At 41.1% G+C, this 26,188-nt stretch carries 27 protein-coding genes; 8 read left to right on the top strand and 19 right to left on the bottom strand.

The genetic code is table 11. From position 1 onward, the window contains the following. Window positions 1-75: 75 nt before the first annotated feature. The 4 genes from ACFSMW_RS20250 to mutY form a co-directional block, all read right to left on the bottom strand. Window positions 76-1,854 carry an ABC transporter ATP-binding protein gene (locus ACFSMW_RS20250; RefSeq protein WP_390358121.1) on the bottom strand — a complete coding sequence of 593 codons (1,779 nt, stop codon included), beginning with the start codon at window positions 1,852-1,854 and terminating at the stop codon, window positions 76-78. An 88-nt stretch (window positions 1,855-1,942) separates the two neighbouring features. Beyond that, entirely contained in the window at window positions 1,943-2,473 is a 531-nt protein-coding gene (ntdP, locus tag ACFSMW_RS20245) for a nucleoside tri-diphosphate phosphatase (protein ID WP_390358120.1), read from the bottom strand. Between the two features lie 359 nt (window positions 2,474-2,832). Further along, window positions 2,833-2,997: a gamma-type small acid-soluble spore protein gene (locus ACFSMW_RS20240; RefSeq protein WP_390358119.1), complete on the bottom strand. Its 165-nt coding sequence runs from the start codon at window positions 2,995-2,997 to the stop codon at window positions 2,833-2,835. A 190-nt stretch (window positions 2,998-3,187) separates the two neighbouring features. Further along, window positions 3,188-4,252: an A/G-specific adenine glycosylase gene (gene mutY / locus ACFSMW_RS20235; RefSeq protein WP_390358118.1), complete on the bottom strand. Its 1,065-nt coding sequence runs from the start codon at window positions 4,250-4,252 to the stop codon at window positions 3,188-3,190. A gap of 82 nt (window positions 4,253-4,334) precedes the next feature. Here mutY and ACFSMW_RS20230 point away from each other — a divergent pair, with 82 nt between their 5' ends. After that, the gene (locus tag ACFSMW_RS20230) at window positions 4,335-5,321 is read left to right on the top strand and encodes a metal-dependent hydrolase (protein WP_390358117.1); all 987 of its coding nucleotides are present in this window, start codon (window positions 4,335-4,337) and stop codon (window positions 5,319-5,321) included. Between the two features lie 58 nt (window positions 5,322-5,379). On the opposite strand, the gene ACFSMW_RS20225 is transcribed toward ACFSMW_RS20230, so the two are convergent. After that, the gene (locus ACFSMW_RS20225) at window positions 5,380-5,706 is read right to left on the bottom strand and encodes a YfhH family protein (RefSeq protein ID WP_390358116.1); all 327 of its coding nucleotides are present in this window, start codon (window positions 5,704-5,706) and stop codon (window positions 5,380-5,382) included. A 90-nt stretch (window positions 5,707-5,796) separates the two neighbouring features. Here ACFSMW_RS20225 and ACFSMW_RS20220 point away from each other — a divergent pair, with 90 nt between their 5' ends. Continuing rightward, the gene (locus ACFSMW_RS20220) at window positions 5,797-6,459 is read left to right on the top strand and encodes an SDR family NAD(P)-dependent oxidoreductase (protein WP_390358115.1); all 663 of its coding nucleotides are present in this window, start codon (window positions 5,797-5,799) and stop codon (window positions 6,457-6,459) included. Window positions 6,460-6,526: 67 nt separating this feature from the next. Here the strand turns inward: ACFSMW_RS20220 and recX are convergent, their stop codons facing one another. Beyond that, complete coding sequence (gene recX, locus ACFSMW_RS20215) at window positions 6,527-7,348, bottom strand: recombination regulator RecX (protein ID WP_390358114.1); 822 nt, start codon at window positions 7,346-7,348, stop codon at window positions 6,527-6,529. 132 nt (window positions 7,349-7,480) lie between these two features. Between recX and ACFSMW_RS20210 the strand changes: the two genes are divergently transcribed. The 3 genes from ACFSMW_RS20210 (at window position 7,481) to ACFSMW_RS20200 (ending at window position 9,494) form a co-directional block, all read left to right on the top strand. After that, complete coding sequence (locus ACFSMW_RS20210; protein WP_390358113.1) at window positions 7,481-8,371, top strand: TIGR01777 family oxidoreductase; 891 nt, start codon at window positions 7,481-7,483, stop codon at window positions 8,369-8,371. 340 nt (window positions 8,372-8,711) lie between these two features. Beyond that, window positions 8,712-9,266 (top strand): GNAT family N-acetyltransferase, encoded by a 555-nt coding sequence (locus ACFSMW_RS20205; protein ID WP_390358112.1) that lies wholly within the window; start codon window positions 8,712-8,714, stop codon window positions 9,264-9,266. Between the two features lie 111 nt (window positions 9,267-9,377). Beyond that, complete coding sequence (locus ACFSMW_RS20200) at window positions 9,378-9,494, top strand: YfhE family protein (protein ID WP_390358111.1); 117 nt, start codon at window positions 9,378-9,380, stop codon at window positions 9,492-9,494. Window positions 9,495-9,535: 41 nt separating this feature from the next. On the opposite strand, the gene ACFSMW_RS20195 is transcribed toward ACFSMW_RS20200, so the two are convergent. After that, window positions 9,536-9,856, bottom strand: coding sequence for a hypothetical protein (locus ACFSMW_RS20195; RefSeq protein ID WP_390358110.1), 321 nt, complete (start codon window positions 9,854-9,856; stop codon window positions 9,536-9,538). Window positions 9,857-10,358: 502 nt separating this feature from the next. Here ACFSMW_RS20195 and ACFSMW_RS20190 point away from each other — a divergent pair. Next, the gene (locus ACFSMW_RS20190) at window positions 10,359-10,745 is read left to right on the top strand and encodes a GntR family transcriptional regulator (protein ID WP_390358109.1); all 387 of its coding nucleotides are present in this window, start codon (window positions 10,359-10,361) and stop codon (window positions 10,743-10,745) included. Between the two features lie 6 nt (window positions 10,746-10,751). Further along, the gene (locus tag ACFSMW_RS20185) at window positions 10,752-11,858 is read left to right on the top strand and encodes a DUF1648 domain-containing protein (RefSeq protein ID WP_390358108.1); all 1,107 of its coding nucleotides are present in this window, start codon (window positions 10,752-10,754) and stop codon (window positions 11,856-11,858) included. Window positions 11,859-11,949: 91 nt separating this feature from the next. Here ACFSMW_RS20185 and ACFSMW_RS20180 read toward each other — a convergent pair whose 3' ends face one another. The 7 genes from ACFSMW_RS20180 to pdaA form a co-directional block, all read right to left on the bottom strand. After that, complete coding sequence (locus ACFSMW_RS20180; RefSeq protein WP_390358107.1) at window positions 11,950-12,645, bottom strand: hypothetical protein; 696 nt, start codon at window positions 12,643-12,645, stop codon at window positions 11,950-11,952. A gap of 2 nt (window positions 12,646-12,647) precedes the next feature. Continuing rightward, window positions 12,648-13,505, bottom strand: a complete 858-nt coding sequence (locus ACFSMW_RS20175) for an ABC transporter ATP-binding protein (protein WP_390358106.1) — start codon at window positions 13,503-13,505, stop codon at window positions 12,648-12,650. Further along, window positions 13,502-13,873, bottom strand: a complete 372-nt coding sequence (locus tag ACFSMW_RS20170) for a GntR family transcriptional regulator (RefSeq protein ID WP_390358105.1) — start codon at window positions 13,871-13,873, stop codon at window positions 13,502-13,504. Before ACFSMW_RS20170 ends, ACFSMW_RS20175 begins: the two co-directional genes overlap by 4 nt. A gap of 174 nt (window positions 13,874-14,047) precedes the next feature. Beyond that, a complete protein-coding gene (locus tag ACFSMW_RS20165) occupies window positions 14,048-14,923 on the bottom strand; it encodes a ComEC/Rec2 family competence protein (protein ID WP_390358104.1) in 876 nt (291 codons plus the stop codon). Between the two features lie 216 nt (window positions 14,924-15,139). Further along, window positions 15,140-17,299, bottom strand: a complete 2,160-nt coding sequence (locus ACFSMW_RS20160; protein WP_390358103.1) for an ATP-dependent Clp protease ATP-binding subunit — start codon at window positions 17,297-17,299, stop codon at window positions 15,140-15,142. A gap of 484 nt (window positions 17,300-17,783) precedes the next feature. Then, window positions 17,784-19,364, bottom strand: coding sequence for an acyl-CoA synthetase MbcS (gene mbcS, locus ACFSMW_RS20155; protein ID WP_390358102.1), 1,581 nt, complete (start codon window positions 19,362-19,364; stop codon window positions 17,784-17,786). A 150-nt stretch (window positions 19,365-19,514) separates the two neighbouring features. Beyond that, window positions 19,515-20,294, bottom strand: coding sequence for a delta-lactam-biosynthetic de-N-acetylase (gene pdaA / locus ACFSMW_RS20150; protein WP_390358146.1), 780 nt, complete (start codon window positions 20,292-20,294; stop codon window positions 19,515-19,517). A gap of 161 nt (window positions 20,295-20,455) precedes the next feature. On the opposite strand from pdaA, the gene ACFSMW_RS20145 reads away from it, so the two are divergent. Next, window positions 20,456-21,403 (top strand): DMT family transporter, encoded by a 948-nt coding sequence (locus tag ACFSMW_RS20145; protein WP_390358101.1) that lies wholly within the window; start codon window positions 20,456-20,458, stop codon window positions 21,401-21,403. Window positions 21,404-21,559: 156 nt separating this feature from the next. Here ACFSMW_RS20145 and ACFSMW_RS20140 read toward each other — a convergent pair whose 3' ends face one another. The 5 genes from ACFSMW_RS20140 to ACFSMW_RS20120 form a co-directional block, all read right to left on the bottom strand. Beyond that, on the bottom strand, window positions 21,560-22,873 hold the full coding sequence (locus ACFSMW_RS20140; RefSeq protein WP_390358100.1) for a Na+/H+ antiporter family protein: 1,314 nt from the start codon (window positions 22,871-22,873) through the stop codon (window positions 21,560-21,562). 188 nt (window positions 22,874-23,061) lie between these two features. Continuing rightward, complete coding sequence (locus tag ACFSMW_RS20135) at window positions 23,062-23,868, bottom strand: YfkD famly protein (RefSeq protein ID WP_390358145.1); 807 nt, start codon at window positions 23,866-23,868, stop codon at window positions 23,062-23,064. Window positions 23,869-23,971: 103 nt separating this feature from the next. After that, window positions 23,972-24,355, bottom strand: a complete 384-nt coding sequence (locus ACFSMW_RS20130) for an OsmC family protein (RefSeq protein WP_390358099.1) — start codon at window positions 24,353-24,355, stop codon at window positions 23,972-23,974. 101 nt (window positions 24,356-24,456) lie between these two features. Further along, window positions 24,457-25,143 (bottom strand): amino acid ABC transporter permease, encoded by a 687-nt coding sequence (locus ACFSMW_RS20125; protein ID WP_390358098.1) that lies wholly within the window; start codon window positions 25,141-25,143, stop codon window positions 24,457-24,459. Window positions 25,144-25,157: 14 nt separating this feature from the next. Further along, entirely contained in the window at window positions 25,158-26,018 is an 861-nt protein-coding gene (locus tag ACFSMW_RS20120; protein WP_390358097.1) for a transporter substrate-binding domain-containing protein, read from the bottom strand. Window positions 26,019-26,188 lie beyond the last annotated feature (170 nt).

Below are 26,188 nucleotides of genomic sequence, written 5' to 3'. Positions count from 1 at the left end.
AGTTAGGGTTCAAGACATTCAAACAGATAGCCCTTGACACCGAGCAACAGCCAGACAGGCACACGCTGAATTCTGTCAGGGTGCCTGTCTGGCTGTTTGCTGTCCTTCTACATCTAAATTCTGTACTTGATAAAGATTATAATAACTCCCTTGTTTCCTCATCAATTCTTCATGGGAACCTGATTCGATGATTTCCCCATTTTCAATTACAACGATTCTATCTGCGTGTGTGATAGTAGCCAACCTGTGAGCAACAATGAAAGTCGTCCGGTCCGAAGCCAACTTTTCCACCGCTTCCTGAATCATATGTTCACTTTCCAAATCTAAAGCTGATGTAGCTTCATCAAAAATCAGTATAGGCGGGTTCTTGAGAAAAACACGTGCGATTGCTACCCGCTGTTTTTGCCCTCCGGATAGTTTCACTCCGCGTTCTCCCACCATCGTGTTATACCCTTGTGGCAGACCCATGATAAAATCATGGGCGTTTGCCGCTTTCGCAGCTGAGACCACTTCTGAATCCGTCGCATACGGATTACCCATCCGGATATTCATTGCGATCGATTCGCTAAACAAGGTATTATCCTGTAAAACCATGCCGATTTTGTCACGCAGGGAGCGAACCTTCACGTCCCGGATGTCTTTACCATCAACTTGAATGGCACCGCTTGTCACATCATAAAATCGTGGGATCAAACTGATCAGTGTCGATTTCCCCCCGCCGCTCATGCCGACGAAGGCGATAGTTTCCCCTTCTTCCACATCCAGATTGATATGGTGCAGAACCATTTCATCCTTTTCCTCATAATAAAAACCGACGTTCTTGAATGAGATATGTCCGTTTACCTCTTTTAATTCCACTGCATTTTCTTTATCCTCGATATCATATTTTTCATGAAGAAGTTCAAACACCCTGTCGATTGAGGCAACTGCCTGCGTTAAAACGGTTGAGGAATTGACGAGACGCCGTAGCGGACTGTATACGCGATCCATATAGCCGACAAAGGCGACCATCGTACCTAGCGTCAAATTCCCAATAATAACCTGATAACCGGCGTATGCAATGACGAGCAACGGAGCCAAATCAGTAATCGTATTTGTAACCGCAAATGTTTTTGCATTCCATTTAATCTGATTCATCGAACGCTCCCAAAAGTGTTCGTTGCGCTTGGCGAATTGCTCTTGCTCGTATTCTTCCAATGCAAAACTTCTTGTCACCGGAATTCCCTGCACCCTTTCATGCAAATGTCCCTGTACTTCGGCGAGGGCTTGGGAGCGCTCCCGGGTAAACCGCCGCAATTTGGCAAAAAAGTACTTTATTGATAATCCAAAGACCGGAAACAAAATAATTGAAACGATCGTCAAGCCAACATCCATCGACAGCATAATCCCGATTGCAATCAAAATCGTCATCATATCCAGCCAAACATTCATCAGCCCTGTCATGACAAAGTTCTTGGTCTGTTCGACATCATTTATTACCCGGGAAATAATTTCGCCGGTTTTTGTCTTAGAATAATAACGCAGGCTGAGCCTTTGGATATGATCAAACAATCTATCTCTGATATCATATAGCACCCTGTTGCCTACCCATTGAGCCAGATATTGCCGTATATACTCGACCGGCGGCCGAACAACAAGAAATATCACGAATGCGGCACCCATCATCCAAAACAGTTTGGAAATTTTAGCTGAATCACTCAGAGACTTTGCCTGCACAATGTCATCGACAACAAATTTTAAAATGAGCGGCAACAATAACGGAATGGCAAATTTGACGACTCCAATTAGGACAGTCCAGAATATCTTCCATTTATACGGTTTTACAAACTGCAGATATTGTTTCACACTTTTCATGTTATCACTAATCCTTAAAACATTTATTTCATGGGGCATCCTGCCAAACATTAGAAAACCCTTGCTACAAATTGTAACAAGGAGTATTTCACCAAAGATAGGTCAAAAAACGCTCATACCATTGATCTACAAACCCTGGCGCAAAAGGTCCCTTTCTCTGAAGAACCCAACTCTTCAGCTCTTCGATTTGCTCATATAATATCTTGTCCAATTTCGGAGGGTAATCCATCAATCGCTTATGCTCCTCATATTCATCCTCATCGAGCAAGTCAAAAGTCATGTCAGGATAAATTTTTAAATCCAAATCATAATCGATATATTTCAATACATTTCCTTCCAAAATAAACGGAGAACTAATATTGCAATAGTAATAAATACCATTGTCACGAAGCATTCCGATTACATTAAACCATCGTTCTGTATGAAAGTAGCAAATTGCAGGCTCTCTCGTAACCCAGGTTCTGCCATCACTTTCTGTAACAAGGGTTTTGTCGTTTGCTCCGATTACCGTTTTTTCCGTCCGCTTTAATATTGTCGTATTTTTCCATACCCGATGAAGCTTCCCATTATGTTTATATGCGCGAATGACCATTTCGGATCTAGCATCAGGAGCAACCATTGAATCTTCCTTTCTTGGCAGCAGACAAAGATAATGCAGCGCCATGGATCATAAGCATTTAGCTAAACAATCTGAATACCTTCTCTCGCTTTTAAAAGTATTCGGACTATATATTTCCTGCGAATAATCGCTTAACCAGTCTCATATACCAATTGATAATGCCTTCATTATATAGTTAAAGATGTAAAATTTAAAGCGATTTAACTGACAGCATCAGGATGGATAGCTATTCCTTCGCTTCTATCCACAGGTAATTAAAAGTTTCTCATCTGTCAGAAGCAGTATAATATCTTTACCAAAATACAAAAGAGCCTCCTTGAAGAGAAGGAAGCTCTTTTTGTCCAGCAATGGGGAATTGCTTATTTTTTGTTTTGCTGTGATTTTTGATTTTGCTTTCTTACTTCCTGAGCGTCAGTTTCAGAAGCAAACTCTGTACCATAGTTACCTTGAGAAGCTTGTTGGTTTTGTTGTTTGACCTTCTGCACGTTTGTACCTGCGTTTGTTTGTTTAGGGTTTTTAGCCATCCTTATCACCTCCGCGTTAATAATTTGTCCAGTTTGTTCATTGTTATGCAGAAAAAATTAAGGACAAATTGATATGCTTTGGAGAGACGACTTTCTGGGCAGTGTACCGCCCCATTTCAAATTATCAAACATAAGATGAGCAAGAAGTCATTTCTACTTGGTAAGTGGTTGGGATGGTTGGTTACCACAGTCAAAGGAATTTCATCATTTTTTGATGAGAGACAGGAAATGGATATTCACTGATTTCTATTTCATTTACCGATTTTAACCGTGTATCATCAGAAGCGTACAATACATCTGCTTCAAAAATTTTCAAGTCCCACACGAGATGAGTGAAGACGTGTTTCAATTCCCCAGCTTCCTTTCCAATCTGGATGGACCACCCATATTCTGCTTCAAACCATTTTTCCGCCTGCGCAGCGTCCATTTCACCTTTCATTGGGATCATAGGAAATTGCCAGAGGTTTGCCAAAAGTCCCTGTTCTGAACGTTGTTCAATAATGACTTCCTTACCTTTTTTCAGCAAAAGAACCAAATATGTAACTCTTTTCGGTTTTTTCGCTTTCGATTTCACTGGGAGCTGTTCCTGAATCCCTTCCGAGAATGCGCGGCAATATGCATTAACCGGGCAAAATAAACAAAGGGGAGCTTTCGGTGTGCATACCAATGCCCCGAGTTCCATCAATCCCTGATTGAAAGAAGATGGATCATCTTTGGAAATCATTTCACTGACGATTGCTTCAAATCTTTTTTTCACTTTGGCCTCAGCGATATTGTCTGAAATACGAAGTACACGTGAGAGCACCCGCATTACATTTCCATCGACAGCAGGTTCCGGCTGGCCGAAAGCAATAGAAAGAATAGCTCCCTTTGTATATGGGCCGATACCTTTCAGCTTTCCCAACTCGTTTTTATTCTTTGGCACTTTTCCATCATATTCCGCTACCACTTCACGTACAGCGGTTTGTAAATTGCGTGCCCGGGAATAATAACCAAGGCCTTCCCATGCTTTTAAAACAGCTTGTTCATCAGCCTCAGCAAGCGCATGAACAGTTGGGAACTTTTCCATGAAGCGTTCAAAATATGGTTTGACCGTATCTACTTTTGTCTGCTGCAGCATGATTTCAGAAACCCAGACACGATAAGGATCCTGATTCTGCCGCCACGGCAGATCTCGTTTATTAGCTTGATACCAGGAAATAAGCTTCTCTTGGAAGCCCGAATTGTCAAAATATCGTAACGTTTCATCTTTCATAAAAAACACTTCCTTATGTTACAATAATAAGTATAGGTAGTTGGAAATCATTTTCGTCAACATCCAAGGAGGACACACATTTATGGACACAGGTACCCATATTGTTATGGGAATTGCTTTAGGAGGTCTCGCAACACTGGATCCAGCCGTTCACAATGATCCAACCCTTTTTAATTGCGTTTTGGCCGGTACACTCATCGGCTCAAATGCACCAGACTTTGATACTGTTCTTAAACTGAAAAACAATGCAACATATATAAGAAACCACCGGGGACTTACACACTCGCTCCCAGCTGTCATTTTCTGGGGAATTGCGATTGCAGCCGTGATTCATGCGTTTGCGCCTGAGGTATCCTTAGCTCATCTGTGGGCATGGACATTTGCAGCGGTGATCATTCACGTACTCGTTGATGTATTCAATGCATATGGAACACAGGCCTACCGACCGTTTTCCAACCGATGGGTGGCCTACGGATTTATCAATACTTTCGATCCGTTCATATTCGGCTTACATGTCGTTGGACTTATCGCCTGGGCTATCGGGGCAAACCCTGGTTACACATTCCTGTCAATTTACGCAGTAATTTTCCTGTATTATATCAAACGGTACATGGACAAAAGAGAAATTGTCAAAAAAATAAACGACTATTTCCCTGACACCTTACAGGTGGCAACGTCCCCAACCATGAAGCAAAACGATTGGCGTGTAGCCATTACGACGAAGGACAAATTTTATGTAGGAACTGTCAGCAATGGGCATATCGAAATTGTTGATGAATTCAATAAGGTCCCACTGCCCGCTTCTGATGTAATGGCACTTGCAAACACTGACAGCAATATCTCTGCTTTTCTTTCCTTTTCACCGGTGTACCGGTGGGAAATCAATGAATATGATCAGTATACAGAAATCCGTTTTATTGATTTACGATACCGATCAAAGGATTATTACCCATTTGTTGCTGTTGTCCAGGTTGGTAAAGACCGGCATATTATTAGTTCTTATACCGGTTGGATATATTCCGAAAGAAAATTGAAACGCAAATTACTTGTCGGAGATAATCCTATATAAGCAATGATGAAAGCAAGCAGCGGGGAATCCGCTGCTTTTTGTTTGTTTCAAAAGTCCTTTATTGATTCCCTAACAGAGAAATCGGAACAGCTTCCAGTTTTTCATATACGTCATCAAGCAAATTTATACGATAGCCCCAAGCAAATACACCTTCCAAATGGTCTATCTTAAAACGATGTCCTGGATCCATCCGTAAGGGATACGTCTCTCCCGGCTTGAAATCTGCAGGGCTTAATGTATAAGCGAGCGCGACCTGCATTTTTCTTTCATATATGGCTGCCTCACTGACATTTCCCAGCTGTTCTGCCTTTTGAAGCTGTTCTTTCAGCTTGCCTACTTCTTGTCTCAGCTGCTCAACAGAATAATCACTATATCGGTAATTCATTGTTTCGAACTCCCTTCTCATATCATTTTACAATTTCTTTATTACGTTAGACAATAGTTTTAGACTTTTGGTTAATAAAAGGGGGAGTACATGATGCCTACAGTAGCAATAACAGGTGCTGGCAGCGGCTTGGGCCGGGCATTGGCATTGGAATACGCCAAAAATAACTATCATGTATATTTACTTGGAAGAACGGATAATAAATTACATATGGTCATGCATGAAATATACCAACAAAAAGGCAGTGCTGAAATCGTCATCTGTGATGTAGCAGAACCCGCTTCAGTCAGTCTTGCTTTTCAGCAAATCGGCACGCTAGATGTGTTGATTAACAATGCCGGGATTGGCGCATTTGGACCAATAGCGCAATATTCACTTGAAGACATAGAACGTATGTTGAATACAAATGTCAAAGGTACGATTCTAGCGGTTCAATCCGCACTGGAACTGATCCGCAAAACCCATGGCAGAATTTTGAATATCATTTCTACTGCGGGATTGCGCGGAAAAATCCATGAATCCATCTATTGTGCCAGCAAGTTTGCTGTCAGAGGGTTTACAGAAAGCTTAAGAAAAGAATTGCAGGATGAATCGGTCCGTGTTACTGCGGTCTATATGGGTGGCATGAACACGCCTTTTTGGGATAAACATACGCATGTCGATAAACCGGAAAATCTGAAAGGGGCAGAATCAGTAGCGGCTCAAATATTCAACGAAGATGATGGCAGAGAAACAATCTATATCGATCGCTAAAGACGAAGAAAGCAGGCAGCAGATAAAGCTGCCTGCTTTCATACCTGGTTCTGCCTCTCCTCCGGTCTTAGCTTTGATTTTCCGTCTTTTTCTCCTCTATAAACCTGTCAATTGCTTGCAATTCGAACCCTTTTCTGTAAAGCCCTTCCTTCACTTTCAACTGCAAATTGTATCCTTCATATTTCCTGGCATTTTTTTGCCAAAGCTTTTCCCCCTGTTTTAACAAAGCCTCCCACTCACCATCAGTATCCTTTTCATTCTTATAACGCTCCACAACATCCTTTATCACCCCATTTGAAAAGCCTTTTTGGAGCAAATGAGCGTGAAGTTGCTGCAATTGCTGTTTGAAAGACTTGCTTGTGGAACGTTCCAACCTTTTTCCAGCAAGCTTGAATGCTTTTTCAAATTGTTTTTCATACGTATAGGCGGCAGCAGCTTCGGCGGCTTGCGCTTGTGGCACACCTTTTTTTATCAGTTCCTGTATAAGAATCTGCGGACCTTTTGTTGAGAACTCCATACGGTCACGGACAAAAGCATTTGCAAATTCCTGATCATCCAATAATTTTTCTTTTTCCAAACGTCCTATTATTTCGGTGATTTGCTCTGGGTCGACATCTTTACCATACAGGTAGTCATGAATTTCTTTTTTAGTCCGCATACGGTAACTTAAAAAATGCAAAGCCATTCCATAGCCCTTTTGCAGATCATTTTGCTCCTGTAGTTCTTCCCAGTCGCCATTGGATAATTCCAGTCCTTTACGAAGATTGTACTTCACTAGGATATCGGCATCCACACTAAAAGCATACATATCTGATTTTCCGTTTTCTACAAAAACATTGAAACGATGTTTGTTTTTTTTCTGTGTTGTGATCCTGGTGATTTTCTTCATCTTTATTTCCTCCCTTCTATCATGATACATCTATGGTGTACGAAAAACCATTAAGAATAGTCTCTCGTTATGAAAGCGCACTCTTTTCATATATAATGGGGACAAAGAACATTATGACGAAGGAGAATGGCGATGAATTTCCTTATTTCGGGCGGGACCGGATTCGTAGGGACAAAACTGGCTGCACGCCTTAAGCAGGAAGACCATCACATATTTATTTTGACAAGAAGTCCGGAAGCACACCAAAATGACGAACATACAACATTCATTCATACAGATGAACTGACTGACGAACTTCCAGCAATGGAGGGAGTGATCAACCTGGCCGGGGAATCATTGTTTGGTTACTGGTCAGAAAAGAAAAAGAAAGAAATTATCGACAGCAGGCTCCTCATGACAGATAAACTGGTGAAGTTCATGTCAAAAATGCCTGCCAAACCAAAAGCCTTCATCAGCGCATCAGCAGTCGGCTACTATGGGACGTCAGAAGACCTGATATACACAGAGGAAACAAAACAAGCTGGTGAAGACTTCCTCGCAATCGTTGCGAAAAAATGGGAAAATGCAGCTGAAAGAGCGGTATCACTCGATATCCGTACCATATTTGTTCGTTTCGGCGTCATACTGGGGGAAAAAGGTGCGCTGCCGATGATGGCTTTACCAGTTAAGCTGTTCGCAGGTGGAAAAATCGGCAATGGCGAGCAATGGATTTCATGGATCCATGTGGACGATGTCGTAGAAATCATTATATACTGTTTGTTCCATTCCCATATGAAGGGACCAGTAAATGCCACAGCTCCCCAGCCATTACGCAATATGGATTTCATGAAACTTTTAGCCCGTTCATTAAAACGCCCTTTTTGGTCTACAGTCCCGTCCAGACTTTTTTCCCTTGCTGCAGGAGAAGTGAGTCAACTTGTTCTGCAGGGCCAGTATGTGCTGCCGAAAAAATTAACGGAATACGGTTATACCTTCCAGCATGCAGCACTGTCAGAAGCACTGGACAATATTTATCACACTTAACAGGACATAGTCCGGTCCTGCTGAAATTGGAGGAAAATCCCCCTAAATACCGTGTCGTTTTTTGTCACTATTTTGTCTAAAAAAAATGATTCCCTTTCATTTCAAACCAGTGTAAAATAAAATTACAAAACGGAAGGTGATTCATTAAAAACTTCACGATCCAACCTAATAAAGTACATAGGGAAGGCAAATGGTGCGCCACCGGTCTGGCCGGTTCTAGTGGGTTCGATTCCCACCCCGAATTTTTGTTGCAAGCTTAATAAAAATTCGCGGTGGGTCCATCCTTTGATTCCCTATAGGATATCTATGCCCGCCTGCGCCGAAAAGGAGGGTATTTTTCATGTTGAAAAAACGTGATCTTCATGAAGTACCAGTATTATTCGAGCTGATGTCGCATACCGATGTATTCCCATTCGTCCGCCATAAAGCGTACAACACTGATGAATATTACTTTCTTACTAAACAAACAATAGAAGCAGAAGAACAAGGAGAATTGATTTCCCGCACCATCCTGGATGAATTTCAGCAGCCTATTGGTACTATCAACCTTTTTGACATTGAAAATGACTGTGGTTTTCTGGCCACTTGGCTTGGCCAGCCGTATTTTGGCAAAGGATACAACCGCTTGGCAAAGGACGCTTTCTTTGCAGAGCTATTCTACCAACATAATATCAAAACCATCTTCATGAAAGTGCGCAAAGATAATATCAGGTCTCGAAAAGCAGTATTGAAACTCTCATTTACAGCTTTAGGCAACGACATGTACCCTGATGTTTACAATAAATTGAATCAAGGCGGGCAGCAGCAATACGATCTATTTGCCATAACGAAAGAACATTATGCGTCCTATCTGGCGTTTGCAAATGTATCAGAAGTCTCAGAGGATGCCATGTAACAATCTGTTTTGAGTCTGTAAACTCGCCCTGCATACATGCTAACTTCCGTCATACTCCCGGATATCTTCGGCTTTCTTTGACAATGCTAGTACCAAAGGAGGCTGGTTTTGATGAAAGATAAAACGATCAGGGTTGATAAAACCCTCAACAAAACACAGCAAGTGCTTTACCAGAAGGAATTCAAGCATGCGGATAAGATATATAATGTCCGTTCCAAAAATCATTGACAGAAAAAGGCTGGTACGCTCCAGCCTTTTTCCATGCTTGATTATTCCGAATACTCTCCCCCCGCTTGCTGTCCTTTTTTCTTCCCTTCTTCTAACGCTCTTTTGAACAAAATTTGCCATGCACGGCGATGCGCTTCTGATTTATCTTTTCCAAATCCGTATCCCGTGCTCAATCCTTCATGTTCGAACAGCATGGCAGCTTGGTATAATTGGTTTTTTTCGATATTCCATAGATAGATGCAAACGCTGTTGTTATTTTCGACAGCTATTTCATATTCCTTCTCATGAAAATGAAACCGGAGCATCTTGCACTTTGTCATAATTGTAATTTCCGGGTGGTACAGCACGAGACAGCTAACCATGCAATCCCCCTCTTCTTTACGGTATATATTATAAAATTGAATCTTTGTTCAGTGTGGTTCTCTTCCTCCCCATGAACAAAAGAAGAAAAGCACTGAATACGAAAATACCCTGCAGCAACTTACTATAAGCCCCTCATTCCGATTAAAACCATGCAGATATTTACAGGGTAATTATCCGGAAGTCAATTAAATAATGGAAGAGTTAGCCTTGTTAACTTGTATAAAGACAAGTATCATTTTTCCGTATGTTCGTTCTATTATAACTTACAAAACGACAAAAAGCAACACTTGTTCTGTTTTTGTGTGGCATACAGTTCCTTTAAGTACAGCATATTTAATTTAGAGATTTTCAAGAACCAGAGCGGTTCAAATGAAGATTCCGGAAGTTAATATTCAGAGCCTAGCTTGATTTAAAAAATTGGGCTGTTTTCTCATTGACATAAAAAAATAGTTGTTATATTATATATATAACAGTTGAAACAGAGAAGGAGTGTGAATCCATGTGTTTCTTACACTTGATTTTGAATCCACCATACCGATTTATACACAGCTGAAACAACAAATTATTGCCGGAATTGCTAAAAAAGAACTATCTGCCGGTGAAGCATTGCCATCTGTTCGAGCAATGGCAGCCGACCTTGGCATCAATTTACACACTGTCAATAAAGCTTACCAACAGCTGAAACAAGAAGGTTTCATTTTAATCCACCGACAGAAAGGGGTCGTTATCCACCCCGATGGAGTTGCCAAGGCAGATCAGGCATATTTTCAGCGTCTGGAGTCTTCATTGCACCCCATCATTGCTGAAGCCATCTGCCGTGATGTTTCAAAGGATGAATTTTTATCCCTTTGCAAAAAAATATATGATTCTTACCACATGAAGGAGTGATTGCTGATGACTTTATCGCTTATTTTTTTGGCTGTGCTTGTTCCCTGTTTCATATCGACCATGTTCATTCCTTATTGGACACGTAAGACAGAAAGCTTCGGCGTTGCAATCCCCGAAGAGGCATACAGGCAGGAAACCCTGCGGAACATGCGAAAAAAATACACTTGGCTGACCGGTTTGTTATCATTGCTTACCGCTGTAGCATTAGTCATTCTTATGCCGAATTATCATGAAGATAACCCAGTCATGGGCATTGTCTTTGCATGCATCATATCTATCTACTTGGTTCTTTCGTTTGTTATTTACTTGTATTTTCATGGACAGATGAAAAATTTGAAAATCCAAAATCCTGACTGGACCCGCAAAGCGCAATTAGTCACTGTAAACACCGGCTTTCGACAAGGCAAGCTTGTCTATTCACATCTCTGGTATCTTATCGGTTTTCTCATAGCTATTGTGATGATTGTTTTAAGCCTAATGAAATACGATGAAATACCGGAAAAATTTGCAACCCATTTTGACTTGCATGGCCAACCTGATGGCTGGTCGAGCAAATCTTACGGCAGCGTCTTAATGATGCCGATCATGCAAGTATATCTAACAGCGCTGTTCCTATTCGTCAACATTATCATCAACAAAGCGAAGCAGCAAATTAACGCCGCCAATGCAGAAATTGCTATACAGCAAAATATTATTTTCCGCAGACGCTGGTCACTGTTTATGATATTGATGGGAAATGGCCTGGTAGCACTGTTTTCTCTTCCACAACTGGCCATGTTTTACAATATTAGTGTGAAATGGTCAGCTTGGGCTATCATAGCATTTGCGGCACTGTCGGTTATTGGCTGTATTTTTCTTTCCATTACGACTGGCCAGGGCGGCAGCAGGGTTTCCGTACAGGGCTCCGTCATTGGCTCATCAGGCAAACTAGATCGGGATGATGATCGTCATTGGAAGCTTGGTATATTTTATTTTAACCGAAATGATCCATCAATCTTTTTGGAAAAACGATTCGGAGTCGGCTGGACAAACAATTGGGCACACCCGCTCTCATGGATTTTCCTGATTGGTATTGTTGGGCTTGCCATCCTTCTTCCCTTCTTATTAACATAGCAAAGCTGCGCCCAGGCGCAATTGAAAAAGCATCTGATATTGCGCAGCTATGAACTGCGTCAAGGTCAGATGCTTTTTTTGATATGAGTAATTATTTCGCTACTGTAACATTTCTGGTCATAAACCAGCTTATCATATATATCAAAACCCCTATGGCAAATACTCCAAAAAAGTATCCGAGTGTGAGGGTATTCGACAGATGGACCAAATAATCAAGAATCCAACCTTTAGAAATGCCCAGCAAAAGCACAATAAACATGATAGCCGGAATGGTTCCGCCAGCGAACAGGCCATACCTGTAATATATGAACCCTAACAAAAACAATACTGACAAAATACAAAACATCATTGACGTATCAATAGCTACCCTTGTTAACCATGTATCTGACAGCAGCTGTGCAGGATGGAGAAAAGCATACGTATCAATACCAAAAGCACGATTCAAATAAGTAAAAGCGGTTTGTATGGTACTGCCAAGAATCGCTTTAAAAATAGCCAATCCCAGGAAAAAGATCCCCAAGCTAATGAATATATTTTTACGGGTTGCCCCCATCCTGATGGAAAATGGAATTAGATTTGCTGCTACCTTAAAACCATAAATAGCACAAAAAATGTACAGTACTGCCGGAATAGCAAATATCATTTTTGTATCTGCCACATCCACGATCGCAAAAGCGATGATCGTTGATATAATGATTGTCCCCGTCAATATGCCCCAAAATATGGTTAAAGCCTTTATACTGTCTGTGATGAAAAAATATAACAGTCCCTTGATTTGCCTGCCCATTTTTATGCCCCCCTTTGCCCTTCTGTCAAATAGATCATTAAGTCCTGAATCGGAACACCATCCACTTGCAGCCCTTGCCTTTGCGCCGCATGCTTGCTGTCAAATACATAAGCTGTCATCATACCAGCCAATTCTTTTTTGCCAATGATTTCTTTATCTGTCAAAAATGCCTCCACTTCATGCTTGGGTCCAGTGACTGCACAGGCATTATTTCGTAAAACCTCCGCATTTTCCTGCAAAATGATGGAACCTTCCTGCAATATCAAAACTTCTTCAAATAGCAGACTGACTTCATCTATTAAATGTGTTGATAAAATAATGGTTCGTTTTTTAGCTTCATACTCTTCCATTAATATTTCATAGAACTTCTTTCTTGCAGAAGCATCCAATCCAACGTACGGTTCGTCAAATATAGTAATCGGAGCTTTACTTGCCAAACCGACGATAATACCAAGTGCCGATTCCATGCCTTTAGACAGGGCCTTTACTTTAGAGTTGCGATTCAATTGATAGACATCTATCAATTCTTCCGCAAGCGCAGCATCCCAAGTTGGATAAAAGTAGGAGTACATTCGCAAAATATGCTTCACTTTCAATTCAGGCTTAAAATTATTCGTGTCTTTGATCAAGCATATCGATTCGGTCAATCGCTGGTTGTCAAACGGATCTTCATCATCAACCAATATCTGGCCACTGCTGGCCAGTTTATATCCAGAAAGTATTTCCATAAATGTCGTTTTTCCAGCCCCGTTTCTTCCGAGCAACCCATATATTTTCGGCTCATCCAATGTAAATGAGACATTGTTTAATGCCAGCTTTTCCCCATATTTCCTTGTCAGACCCTTCACAACTATTTTCAAGATCTACTCTCCCCTTTTTTTAACATTTCTACCAGTTCAATCGTTTCAATATGCAGTTTGGCTGCTTCTTCCTTTAATGGCAGAACGAAGTTTTCATAAAAACTTTCCTTCCGCTTTCCAGTAATGATTTCTCTAGCTTTGTCGGAGACAAACATGCCGACGCCCCTTCGTTTATATAAAATCCCTTCAGCAACCAGTTCATTGATACCTTTAGCAGCTGTGGCCGGGTTGATTTTATAGAAATGTGCGAACTCATTTGTGGAGGGGACCCGCTCGTCTGTTTTTATAGCTTCACTCATGATTGCATCCTCCAGCTCTTCCTTTATTTGCAAAAAAATTGGCTTGCTCTCATCTAATTTACTCTTCATCAATTTATCACCTGAGTTATATAGTTAGTTACTTATGTAATTAACCATATAACAAGTACAGCTAAAAATCAACTGCATTTTCAATATTTTTAGATCAAATTTTTACGCCTGCAAAAAGAGCTGCATATATTAAAGTTATACAGCTCTTATCTGTTAAAGGCCAAAGCTTTTTATTCAGCTGATTTTCTCGGTCATTCCATCTTCCGGTGTTCTTTGCGGCAGTATATAGTAGTCGCTGCCAGTTGCTTGAACAACAATATCTCCAAAAACAGCAGTGGAATAAATCTCAGTTTGTAGCCTGTTCAAATTGCTGATCACCCGATTAACAGGATGACCGTAATCATTTGTTTTACTGTAGGTAATGATAGCCACTTGTGGATTGACTGCCTGTAAAAAAGACATGGAACTGCTAGTGTTCGAGCCATGATGCGGCACTTTCAACACTTCAGAGCGTACATTGTATTTCTTAACAATTCTTTTCTCTTGCTTACGGTCCACATCACTCATCAGCAAGAAATCCATTCGCTCGTAGCTGACTTTCAATGCGATTGATGACTGATTATTGGTTTTTGGTTTCTTATACGTATTCAATACCTGTATTTGCAAGGACGGATCAATATCCAGTTTTTCATTCTCCTTGGCAACACGGATAGGGATACTTTGTTGGCTGATCTCCTCCATGTATTTTAAATATGTCTTCGTATTGTACAATTTGCCCGAATCAAGGATTTGTTTTGTTTTGATTTTTTTCAGGACATATGGGAGCCCGCCAATATGGTCAATATCGGGGTGAGTGGAGATCAGCAAATCAATTTCCCGCACATGATGTTTCTTTAAATAACTTACTACCTTGTTGCCCGCATCTGGTGGTCCGCCATCGATCAATATGTTTTTCTTTCTGGGGGTTTGGATGAAAATACTGTCTCCTTGCCCCACATTGATAAAATGCATTTTCATGCTTGGTACCTGGGCTGATGCGCCAGACCGTATTGGAACGAAAACCAAGAAAACGATCATGCCATAAATCAAGACATAGTGGCGAATCCGCATGGCAAACTCTCCTTCAATAATTCCATTTCAAGTATAGTGTAAAAATCATACCATTAGTTTTGCCCTGGTTTTGATGAATTATCAGCGAATTTATCGTAATACGTTCCACATGGAGTCATATAAAATTTGTCAATTCTCCTCGATTCGGGCAACAGTTCAGGCTGTTCAAGACAGAAAAAACCACTGCACAGCGGCAGTGGTTCCTATTTGTTACAGTTATGCTTTTTCAACAACAAGTTCTTTGTCTTTCACAACTACATTCACGGTTTCAATTGGTTCATCGGCATCCAGTATCAAATCAGTCAATGGATCCTCGATTTTATCCTGGATGACACGGCGCAATGGGCGTGCACCAAAACGTTTGTCATAGCCAATATGAGCCAAATGGTGCTTCGCTTCATCTGACAAATGGATTTTCATGTTACTGTCAGTCATTCTGTCTTGTAATTCATCCAGCAGCAAATCAACGATGTGAACCAAATTATCCTCACTTAGTTCATTGAATTCAATAATTGAATCGAATCGGTTTAAGAATTCAGGTTTGAAATAAGCACTGAGATTTTCCAAAGTGGAAATCGATTCATGGCCTTCATTATGGAAGCCAACATTGATTTGTTTTACACCTGTCCCAGCATTACTTGTCATGATAATGACTGTATCCTTGAAGCTGACAGTCCGGCCGTGAGAGTCGGTTAGGTGACCGTCTTCCATAATTTGCAGGAACATATTCTGCACATCAGGATGAGCTTTTTCAATTTCATCCAACAAAATGATGGAATAAGGATTGCGACGGACGCGCTCTGTCAGCTGACCAGCTTCCTCATGACCTACATAGCCTGGAGGTGAACCGATAATTTTAGACACCGAGTGTTTCTCCATATATTCACTCATGTCTAGTCTGATCAGTGAATCCCGGGAGCCAAACAATTCTTCTGCAAGCACTTTCGTCAGCTCTGTTTTACCGACTCCAGTTGGCCCAACAAATAGGAACGATCCAATAGGACGGTATTTAGATTTCAAACCGGCGCGGCTTCTGCGAATTGCTTTAGCCACTTTTTCCACCGCTTTACCTTGTCCAATTACTTTTTTGTGCATGTTTTCAGCCAGATTTTTCATTTGTTCCTGCTCATCAGCTTGCAATTTTGTAACAGGAATACCGGTCTTTTCTTCAACAATCAATTCGATATCAGATATATCAACATCAATGACTGCTTCCTCACCATTTGCTTTTTCCAGTTGTTTTTGCAGCTGGATTTCCTGATATCTCAGGTTGGCAGCTTTTTCGTAGTCTTCTTTTTCGGCTGCGGCTTCTTTTTCTTTTGTGATTTCTGCCAGACGCTGTTCAATCGTTCCGGAGTCTTTCGCGGCGTTTTTCAAGTTCAAACGCGAACCTACTTCATCCATCAAATCAATGGCTTTGTCTGGCAGGAAACGATCTTGAATGTAGCGCTGTGATAATGTGACAAATGCTTTGACGGCGTCATCAGAATAACGTACTTCATGGAATTTTTCATAACGTTCCTTGATGCCTTGCAAAATTTGAACGGCTTCGTCAACAGATGGTTCTTTGACCGTGATTGGCTGCAGACGGCGTTCCAATGCAGCATCTTTTTCAATCTGTCGATATTCTTTTAATGTGGTTGCACCGATCAATTGCAGTTCGCCACGTGCAAGTGCTGGCTTCAAAATATTACCGGCATCCATTTGCGAGCTCTCCGCAGTACCTGCGCCAACAAGCAAATGGATTTCATCAACAAACAAGATAACGTTTTTGCGTTGCTGCAATTCTTGGATCAATTGCTTCATTCTTTCTTCGAATTGTCCCCGGATACCTGTATTGGCGACAAGTGAAGCAACATCCAGCAAATACACTTCTTTATTCATCAATTTTGCAGGCACATTGCCTTCAACAATTTTCAATGCCAAACCTTCTGCTATAGCAGTTTTACCAACACCAGATTCACCTATTAGCACAGGATTGTTTTTATTTCTTCTATTCAATGTTTCAATGACACGTTTAACTTCCAGATCACGACCGATAACTGGATCAATCAAACCGGCCCGGGCAGCATCAGTGATGTTTTTTCCGAGCTGATCCAGCAGACCATTATTGCCATTGCCTGCCCGCTGCTGAGTTCTTGTTCCTGCTTGTGCACCTCCGCTAGCGTTACCTTGGAAAAAATTATTCGCAAATATATCATCATTTTCATTTCCACCAAAGAATGGATTAGAAAAGAATCCATCGGAATTATTCATCATTTGATTTTGTATTTCATTGAAACATGAATTGCAAAGGTGCAATTGCATTTTCTGGCCATTCATTTGCATAGCCATGTTAACATTTGCGTCATTGACACCACATTTTTGACATTTCATATTCCATTCCTCCTTGAATTGTATCTTCATAAACTAAAACAATCATTTTTTGACTTTGACTATCTTTGACCTTACACATATCATTATACTCTGACCTTCTTTGACTTTCAAGCGTTTTGTAGTAATTTTTTACTGACAATCCAGTGAAATACCGGTGAGGCCATGGATAAAGGTTATTGACTTTGACTTTCTTTGACCTTTGATTTCATTATAATAGCCTGGATACACAAATGCAAGTCTAAGGTATGATTTTCTTGCTGATAAATAGCAAACACTTATATGGTTTAGCGGACGCTACTATATCTGATTCCCAGATTTCGCTAACTTTAAACTTGCGAAAACTGCTATGCCACGTATAGGTGAAGAAATAGACTTTATACATTGTCCAATTTACAAATAAAAGGTGGATTCCGTCCGCTGTGACAAAATCCACCTTCTCCTTATTGTTTGCTGCATGCGTCTTTACTAAGTGACGTAAGCTTTTTTACACTTGCTTCAGTTGTTCTTTGTGCCTTAATACAACCCTTCTGATTTTCCCCGAGGTCGTCTTTGGCAATTCCGTGATAAATTCAATTTCTCTTGGATATTTATATGGAGCAGTTGCATTTTTGACGTGATTCTGTAATTCTTTGATCAACTCCACCGATTCAACAACGCCTTCACGCAGTACAACAAACGCCTTCACAATGTTTCCGCGTATTTCATGGGGGCTTGCAACAACCGCACATTCTTGCACTTTTGGATGTTTGACCAGCGCATCTTCTACCTCGAACGGCCCGATTGTATAACCTGAGCTGATAATGATGTCATCACTGCGGCCTTCAAACCAAAAATAACCGTCAACATCTTTTTTTGCTTGGTCACCGGTGACATAATAATTGCCTCTCTTAGCCATGGATGTTCTCTCTTCATCCTTGTAATACTCGCGAAACAACGCGGGACAGTCTAGTTTAACTGCAATGTCTCCGACTTCTCCATTTGGAACTGGCTGACCATTCCCATCAATGATCTCCACCTCATTACCTGGGGTTGGCTTCCCCATTGAGCCAGGTTTGACATCCATCCCCTTCATGAATCCGAGCAACAAAGTATTTTCTGTTTGACCATAGCCATCTCGAACTGTCACATTAAAATGCTTGCGGAATGTGTTGATCACTTCCACATTCAGCGGCTCTCCTGCAGAAACAGCGCTATGTAATGCCGGCAGATGATAGTCCTTCAAATTGTTCACTTTAGCCATTAAACGGTATTCTGTTGGTGTGCAGCAAAGTACGTTGATTGCATTTTCCTCCAGCAAACCAAGATATGTTTTTGCATCAAACTTCCCATTATATATAAACCCTGTTGCACCAGAACCTAATACAGACAAGAATGGGCTCCATATCCATTTTTGCCAGCCAGGAGCCGCAGTTGCCCAAACAGTATCGTCCTTGGTCAGACAAAGCCAATTCTCAGCAGCTGTTTTCAAATGGGCAAATCCCCACCCATGTGTGTGAACAACCCCTTTCGGATCACCGGTCGTTCCAGAAGTATATGGTAAAAAGGCAATATCATCCTTACTTGTATCCGCAATTTCCAACTGGTCGGAGGCTTGTACCTTTAGTGCGTTTAAGTCCAACCAATCCGTATCCTTTGAATTCCCGACTGAGAACTTCACTATGTCGCTGTATTCGCGGATACCTTTATATTGATCCACAAAAGGGTAATAACTGACAATGCCTCTGACTTCACCATGAGTCACACGGTACTGCAAGTCTTTTGTTTTAAGCATTTCCGAGCTTGGAATGATGATGATACCTGTTTTCAAGGCAGCTAAGTATACTTCATAAGCATCGATTAAACGAGGAATCATCACAAGTATTTTATCGCCGCGATGTAAGCCGTTCTCTAAGAAGGCATTACCAATTTTATTTACGTTTTTCAACAGATTCCGATAGGTGATCTTCTTTTGATGTCCTGTCTCATCTTGCCATATCAATGCCAATTTCTCCTCATTTTTGGCAAAACGCTCCACTTCCATGACAATATTATATTGCTGTGGTGCAACCAAATCTTCTTTATTCATCTGCTTCACTCCCACCATCAGTTTCTCCCAGTATAACAAATATTATAAAAATTTAAAACGTTGGAAGTATGTAACTTCTTTCTGTTTGTTGCCATATCTCCAAAAAAAGAAACAGGAATGGCTATGTAAAGTACATGCCATCCCTGCGATTTAAAATCCCATCAACATATTCTCTTTCATCAACATATCATCAAGACTCTGGAATTTATAGCCTTTCTTTTTCAATGATTGGATGATATGAGACAGTGCTTCCGCATTATCTTCAGAAACAGCATGCAGCAGAATGATTGCTCCAGGATGAATCTGTGACATTACTTGATTGTAGGCATTTTTCCATCCTTTTTGTTTATCCACGTTCCAGTCATTATATGCTAGTGACCAAAATACATGGACATATCCCAGTTCTTTTGACCATTTCATCGTTTCTTCACTAAAAATACCGCGAGGTGGCCGCAGATATTTCATTTCTTTCTGATCTGTTATTTTGGCAACGGAGCTTTGTAAATCTTCTAATTCCTTTTTTACTGATTCCTTGGAAATCACAGTGAAATCAGGGTGATGATAAGAATGGTTACCAACAATATGCCCTTCCTGCACCATGCGTTTCACCAGTCCAGGCTCACTCTTCACATAATGACCCGTCACAAAAAAGATAGCCGGGACATGTTCTTTTTTCAATACATCCAAAACCTTCCCCGTATACCCTTGCTCATATCCGTTATCAAAAGTTAAGTATACAGTTTTCTCTCCGGAATCATCTACATAGTATGCACCATATTTTTTCAGCATGGATTTGTATTTTCCAATTTCCGGAGGCTGGTGCGTACTATTTTTTTTATAGCCCCATCCATAACCACTCGCAAGTACTGCCTGACCCGGTATCCCGAACAGAAGCACCACCACGAGCACTACGAATTGAAGAGGCTTCATTTTCTTCATAAAATCCCACCCGTTTTTTCTCTTACTTTACACATCAAGCAGTGAAATTATACAGACAGAGCTATCGATGATGAATAACGAAAACAAACGAGTTGAATTCTGATATAATTGAATATATTTTCAGATCTCAACGGTTCTGGTGAGGTGTTTAGATGAGAGCCATCTTCATTGGTATCTTGGCCGCTTTATTTTTCTCTGTTACATTTGTTTTGAATCACTCGATGGAGCTAGAGGGCGGAAGCTGGATTTGGAGCGCTTCCCTCCGATTCATTTTCATGCTGCCTATGCTCGTGATGATTGTTGGCTGCCAGAACAATTTGCGTCCAGTCTTCTTGCACATAAAAAAACAGCCTTTGCCCTGGCTGATTTGGAGCACCGTCGGATTCGGATTATTCTACGCACCGCTAACTTTCGCGACAATTTACGGACCTGGCTGGTTGGTTGCAGCTACCTTTCAAATTACCATTATTGCAGGTTCCTTGCTTGTACCCTTTTTAAACAAGAGAGAGAAACAGCGTCAAGCTATACCGAAACAAGGCGTATTTATTTCCTTGCTCATCCTCGCAGGTATTTTCGTCATGCAATATGAGCATGCCTCATCTGTTCCCGTCGTTGCTGTTATCTTGTGTATTGTACCATTGCTTGTTTCCGCCTTTGCCTATCCGCTTGGCAATCGGAAAATGATGCAATTTGTCAATGGAGAACTGAATACTTTCCAGCGTATGCTCGGAATGACTATCGCCTCTATGCCGTTCTGGATATTACTTTCTCTCTGCGGGCTGGCTTCACACGGACTGCCGGAAACTAGCCAGATGCTGCAAACTTTCATCGTTGCAATCTCATCAGGAATCATTGCAACTGTATTATTTTTCTATGCGACTGAATTGGTACAAAGCGACAATCAAAGGTTAGCCGGCGTAGAGGCAACGCAATCCGGCGAAGTGATTTTTGCACTGGCTGGAGAATGGTTGTTTCTCCACATGCCGTTGCCAAGTCTGCTCTCCGTCCTTGGCATCCTCATGGTTATTACCGGTATGATTCTGCATAGTATCCTGACGGCATGGGATAACAAGAAAAAAATGCTGCTTAAAAAGAAGTAGAGACCAGCGATTTGATTCCAAAGGATGCACACTGCAGGAAATTTCACACGGCAGCTTTCACAAAAATGACATACGTAGAAAAAAGGCTCAGAGTTGCCTGAGCCTTTTTGGAGTCAAAATGTACCTATATAAATAATGTACCTATATAAATCTGTTCTACAAGACCATTGCAGCTACCCAGCCAAAAATAAACAACGGAATATTATAATGTAAAAAAGTCGGGACACAAGTATCCCAAATGTGGTTATGCTTCCCATCGGCATTCAGACCGGCTGTGGGACCTAACGTACTGTCTGAAGCTGGTGAACCCGCATCCCCCAGTGCACCGGCTGTGCCTATTAAGGCAGCGGTAGCTAATGTTGAAAAGCCTGCTGAGATGCAGATTGGAACGAATAAAGCAGCGATGATTGGAATAGTGCCGAATGAAGAACCAATGCCGATCGTGACAAGCAGGCCCACAAGCAATAATACGAATGCGATCATAGCGTGATTTTCTCCAAGAAACCCTGAAGATGCTTTCACTAGCGCTTTTACCGCTCCTGTTTTTTTTAAAATATTTCCATAACCGGAAGCTACCAGCATTACAAACGCAATCGTCCCCATCATGCCAACGCCTTCTGCTACCACCTTATCTCCATTATTGAAGGGAACGACAAAAAAGGCAAACATCAAAATTAAACCTGTAAGCGCACCAGCTATTAGATTTCCTGTAATCAACTGGGCTGCTAAGGCTCCAATTATTGCAATCAATGTGAAGGCATGTTTTTTCTCGAATGTAATTTTTTTTGGCTCCTCCAGATTTATCACACTGGTAGCTCCCCCGGCCCCTTCTACCGCTACTCGATCTTTACGGTAAGTAATAAAAATAGCGATAAACAGTCCGACCACCATGCCGATTGCAGGAATAATCGTAGCAATTGCAGTTTGGTTCAATGTCACATCTGCACCATTTTGTTTCATACCGTCCATGATAATACCATGGAAAATCAAACCAAATCCAGCAGGAATGGCTAGATAAGGGGCCTTCAGGCCAAACGTCAGCGCACATGCGACACCACGCCGGTCGATACGCATTTTATCAAATAATTTCAGCAGAGGCGGAATCAATATCGGTATAAAAGCGATGTGGACTGGCACCACATTTTGCGATAAGCAAGCAACACCAGCCAGTGCCAGCAGCATCATTGTTTTTTTACCTGTCAGCACTCGAATCAGGTAATTCACCAATAATGACGTGATTCCCGAGTAGCTGATGGCCACTGCAAAACCTCCGAGCAATATATAGCTTAAGGCCGTTTCAGCCTGCCCGCCCATACCATTAACAAGCATGCCGATGGAATCTGCAATCGACAGACCAGACATAAGACCGGCCAGGATAGCAGCCAGGATAATCGATATAATAACATTCACACGGATAAGACAAAGTATCGTCATAACAATGACAGAAATGATAACTACCCATTCAAGCATATAATTATTCCCCCGTTCAATTCCTCCGCTACTTTATCATGATAAAGCGATAAAGTCAATCGGAGCTCGTCTTTCTTTTTTTGGAAATAACTTGCTCACCTCCGTTTGAAAATGTATGGGCATGTACCACTTCCTCCTCCAGCAGACCACAAAAAAACATACCGTCTGAATGACGATATGCTTTTCTCCTATTTAAGTGTGAAAGAGAAAGAAATATAATCTTGAATTGGAATCCATGCACCGATTCCTTGCTTGGTCACATTCTTGATAACAATCTTTTTATTTTTTCCTTGTAATTGAATATACACTTCGCCGAATGTGATTTGTCCCTTTTCATTGATGGCTGGTGCATAAGCATTCAAATAGCCATATTTTTTCACCGGAACATTATATGCCTGATCTTTTTTGGTCCCTTTCCCGACCATGGCCTTGTATGAAAGCGGCAGTTTTGTTTTATGCTTCGCTTTCAACAGCATCATCTTTTTAACATCATCAGGGTTGGTGATTTTGTTTGTCAGTGCTCCTTTGATCTCCTTATCCGTCTGCTGGCTGAAACTCAATTTTTGAGTGGTGTCTCCTCCCAGATTATTCAGTTCATTCCCGTTGATTTTTTGATATTGCCAGTTCACGTTGGTTTCATTAGATTTGTAATTCAGTGGCCAACGTCCAAGAAAAATCATGCCGCGATAGCCGATTGCGATGGGGGATGGCTTCAGCGTAGTTTCATTGAGCATCTTGATCAAATCCGGATTTTCAATCGGGGTTTTTTCCAATCCTTCAAGCAGCTCTTTTGTGAGTTCACTTGGCTCGATTACTTCCTGGTCTTCTGTTGCATTTGGGTAGGTATTTTCTTTGGAAATATCCAGAACATGGTTCGGAATCTCAACACTCTGCTTTTTCTTTTCTTTAGCGGATACCAATGTTGAATGATTAAAAGGTAACAATAACGCAATAACCAGAGCGAACAAGAAGATAATCCTTCGATTCAATTTCATCATGTGTCCATTCCTCTCTTTTTTGTATAGTTTTTTCAGACACATGAATATTATGCAAGTAAAAAAATGATGGATACCTGATCAGCATCCATCATTGCCATGTTCATTCCACCACTTCTATTGTTTCTTCAATCTCAATACTATTTTCCACGGAACGAGCCATTGAACAATTTTTGCGGGCAATCGCCAAATTCTTTTTCAATTTTTCTTTATCTAAGTTTTCACCTTTAATAGTGAAGGACAGTATAATACGCTCGATTCTGTCCGCTTCATCGGGATTTCTTTTTACATCTGCATCAATTGTCAGCTCTTCAAATTCAATACGCTGTTTTTTCAGGATTTTTTTAAATACCGACCCGCTGCAGCCAACTATGGAAGCGACCATCAACTGGAAAGGACGATAGCCGAGCTCATCATTTGCAGAAATGACCAAATCGCCAAACCCAACGGTTGTTTCCATGGCATCGCCATTTGAACGAAATTGCATTTTAATTTCCTCCCTATCTAATGTTTCCTACATTATACCTTCCCTGCCGCAAAATATTTACAAACTTGCTCATTCATACATTTGCAATAAAAAGAAGAAACCTATAAAAATCGGCTGAATCTATCTTCCAATCTGTCCTGCAAATGGGAAATGAGCATACAAATCGGCCAGTAAATCAATGCAACCATAATATACATTGTCATCGAATCAAAGGTCCTGCCCGCCACAATCTGCGCTTTTTGAAAAAGCTCTGGAACAGTGATCATCGCCGCCAGCGAAGTACCCTTGACAATATCCATGAATACATTTGTCAACGGGGGAACTGCGACACGAGTCGCTTGCGGCAAAATGATTTTTCGCATCGTAAACCAATAGCCCATATTAAGTGCTTTGGCGGACTCCCACTGTCCCTTGTCAATACTATTGATTGCAGAGCGATTAATTTCTGCAATGTATGCGGCGCTATTCAATCCAAAACCTAAAACAGCTGCAAAAATGCCGGACAGCTGTATACCAATTACCGGAAACCCAAAATATAAAAGGAACAGAAATACTAACAGCGGTGTGCCACGCATGAAAGATATATAAATTCTTGCAGGCCAGCGCAAAATCACTTTTGCAGAATTTCTCCCCACGGCTAGGAACAAACCAAGAATCATCCCCATTAGCATACCTGTAACAGCCACCAGCAAAGTCATCGGAATGCCGCCCAGTAAAAACGGTATGCTTTTTATCGCTAGTTCCATATCAAATAATTTTTCCAAATGTACATCACTTAATTCAATCATGATAAAACGTCCTTTTACTCAATGCCTTCCATATCAATCATCTCTGGTAAATCCGGCTCTTTCGAAACGTCATCTCCGCTGAAGAATTTCTTGGACAACTTAGTAAGCGTGCCATCCTCTTGCATATCGGCAATTGCCTTATTCACCTTTTTCTCCAGTACTGGCGCATCTTTTTGAATCACCACATTATTCGTATTCGGATAAAATTTCAAATTCGGATGAATCTCCAAATCAAATTGTGGTAAAGCCGCTAAAGCCAATCGCTGCAAATAATAATCATTAATAACCACATCTGTGCGTCCATTGTCGACATCGCGCAAATAAGCATCATTTGCCACATTGCCATATGTTACTACTTTTGCACCATATTTTTTGGCAATTTCACTATATACAGTTGTAGCTGCGCCACCTGCTTTTTTCCCTTTTAGATCGGTCATTTTTTCAATACCAGAGTGGTCCTTTTTGCGCACAATCATGGTGGCGTATGAATACTTTACAGGAGTACTGTACGTGAATTTTTTCTTGCTTTCGCCACGAGGACCTGCTTGTATCATGTCTACCCTGCCGCTGCTCAAAGCACCGAGCATGGAATCGAATGGCATTACTTCAAATTTCACTTTCACGCCAAGCCGCTTAGCCAGCTCACGAAATATTTCAACATTATAACCTGTCAATTTATCGGAATCCTCCGGATAGTAAGAGGCGGGATACAATGTACCATCCGTTCCAGCCACAATGACTCCTTTGTCTTTGATTTTTTCCCATAATGGATCCTTCTTCTGATTTGCACCATCAGCCTTATTGTCTGAATTACCGGAACATGCGCTCAGCATGGCAACGATTACAACCAAGAGAAAAATTACAGTCTTTTTCATCGCAAAACTCCCCTTATATCTGTTATATACTTTAAACATTTATGATTGTAACAGTTAACCCCTTTCTTTTCAACTTTTCATATAACTGTATCTATATACTATCTGTTAAGTTGAAGCGATAACAAATTATATATTTTTATTGCTTTTCTCCACTGACATGTTATGATAAT

The sequence above is a fragment of the Tigheibacillus halophilus genome, from assembly GCF_042683165.1.
Classification (GTDB): Bacteria; Bacillota; Bacilli; order Bacillales; family Amphibacillaceae; genus Tigheibacillus; species Tigheibacillus halophilus.
The sequence above is the reverse complement of the archived record's forward strand: the minus strand, read 5'-3'. Positions and strand labels throughout refer to the sequence as shown.

Coding starts and splice junctions, on each gene's coding strand:
- ACFSMW_RS20140 (WP_390358100.1), bottom strand. CDS start 22,873: ATGCTTGAATGGGTAGTTATCATTTCTGTCATTGTTATGACGATACTT.
- ACFSMW_RS20240 (WP_390358119.1), bottom strand. CDS start 2,997: ATGGCTAAAAACCCTAAACAAACAAACGCAGGTACAAACGTGCAGAAG.
- ACFSMW_RS20230 (WP_390358117.1), top strand. CDS start 4,335: ATGGACACAGGTACCCATATTGTTATGGGAATTGCTTTAGGAGGTCTC.
- mbcS (WP_390358102.1), bottom strand. CDS start 19,364: ATGAATAAAGAAGATTTGGTTGCACCACAGCAATATAATATTGTCATG.
- ACFSMW_RS20135 (WP_390358145.1), bottom strand. CDS start 23,868: ATGAAATTGAATCGAAGGATTATCTTCTTGTTCGCTCTGGTTATTGCG.
- ntdP (WP_390358120.1), bottom strand. CDS start 2,473: ATGGTTGCTCCTGATGCTAGATCCGAAATGGTCATTCGCGCATATAAA.
- ACFSMW_RS20180 (WP_390358107.1), bottom strand. CDS start 12,645: ATGGGCAGGCAAATCAAGGGACTGTTATATTTTTTCATCACAGACAGT.
- ACFSMW_RS20185 (WP_390358108.1), top strand. CDS start 10,752: ATGACTTTATCGCTTATTTTTTTGGCTGTGCTTGTTCCCTGTTTCATA.
- ACFSMW_RS20160 (WP_390358103.1), bottom strand. CDS start 17,299: ATGAAATGTCAAAAATGTGGTGTCAATGACGCAAATGTTAACATGGCT.
- ACFSMW_RS20125 (WP_390358098.1), bottom strand. CDS start 25,143: ATGATTGAATTAAGTGATGTACATTTGGAAAAATTATTTGATATGGAA.
- ACFSMW_RS20120 (WP_390358097.1), bottom strand. CDS start 26,018: ATGAAAAAGACTGTAATTTTTCTCTTGGTTGTAATCGTTGCCATGCTG.
- ACFSMW_RS20225 (WP_390358116.1), bottom strand. CDS start 5,706: ATGAATTACCGATATAGTGATTATTCTGTTGAGCAGCTGAGACAAGAA.
- ACFSMW_RS20170 (WP_390358105.1), bottom strand. CDS start 13,873: ATGAAGAGTAAATTAGATGAGAGCAAGCCAATTTTTTTGCAAATAAAG.
- ACFSMW_RS20205 (WP_390358112.1), top strand. CDS start 8,712: ATGTTGAAAAAACGTGATCTTCATGAAGTACCAGTATTATTCGAGCTG.
- mutY (WP_390358118.1), bottom strand. CDS start 4,252: ATGAAAGATGAAACGTTACGATATTTTGACAATTCGGGCTTCCAAGAG.
- pdaA (WP_390358146.1), bottom strand. CDS start 20,294: ATGAAGCCTCTTCAATTCGTAGTGCTCGTGGTGGTGCTTCTGTTCGGG.
- ACFSMW_RS20130 (WP_390358099.1), bottom strand. CDS start 24,355: ATGCAATTTCGTTCAAATGGCGATGCCATGGAAACAACCGTTGGGTTT.
- ACFSMW_RS20210 (WP_390358113.1), top strand. CDS start 7,481: ATGAATTTCCTTATTTCGGGCGGGACCGGATTCGTAGGGACAAAACTG.
- ACFSMW_RS20195 (WP_390358110.1), bottom strand. CDS start 9,856: ATGGTTAGCTGTCTCGTGCTGTACCACCCGGAAATTACAATTATGACA.
- recX (WP_390358114.1), bottom strand. CDS start 7,348: ATGAAGAAAATCACCAGGATCACAACACAGAAAAAAAACAAACATCGT.
- ACFSMW_RS20220 (WP_390358115.1), top strand. CDS start 5,797: ATGATGCCTACAGTAGCAATAACAGGTGCTGGCAGCGGCTTGGGCCGG.
- ACFSMW_RS20165 (WP_390358104.1), bottom strand. CDS start 14,923: ATGCGGATTCGCCACTATGTCTTGATTTATGGCATGATCGTTTTCTTG.
- ACFSMW_RS20200 (WP_390358111.1), top strand. CDS start 9,378: ATGAAAGATAAAACGATCAGGGTTGATAAAACCCTCAACAAAACACAG.
- ACFSMW_RS20145 (WP_390358101.1), top strand. CDS start 20,456: ATGAGAGCCATCTTCATTGGTATCTTGGCCGCTTTATTTTTCTCTGTT.
- ACFSMW_RS20250 (WP_390358121.1), bottom strand. CDS start 1,854: ATGAAAAGTGTGAAACAATATCTGCAGTTTGTAAAACCGTATAAATGG.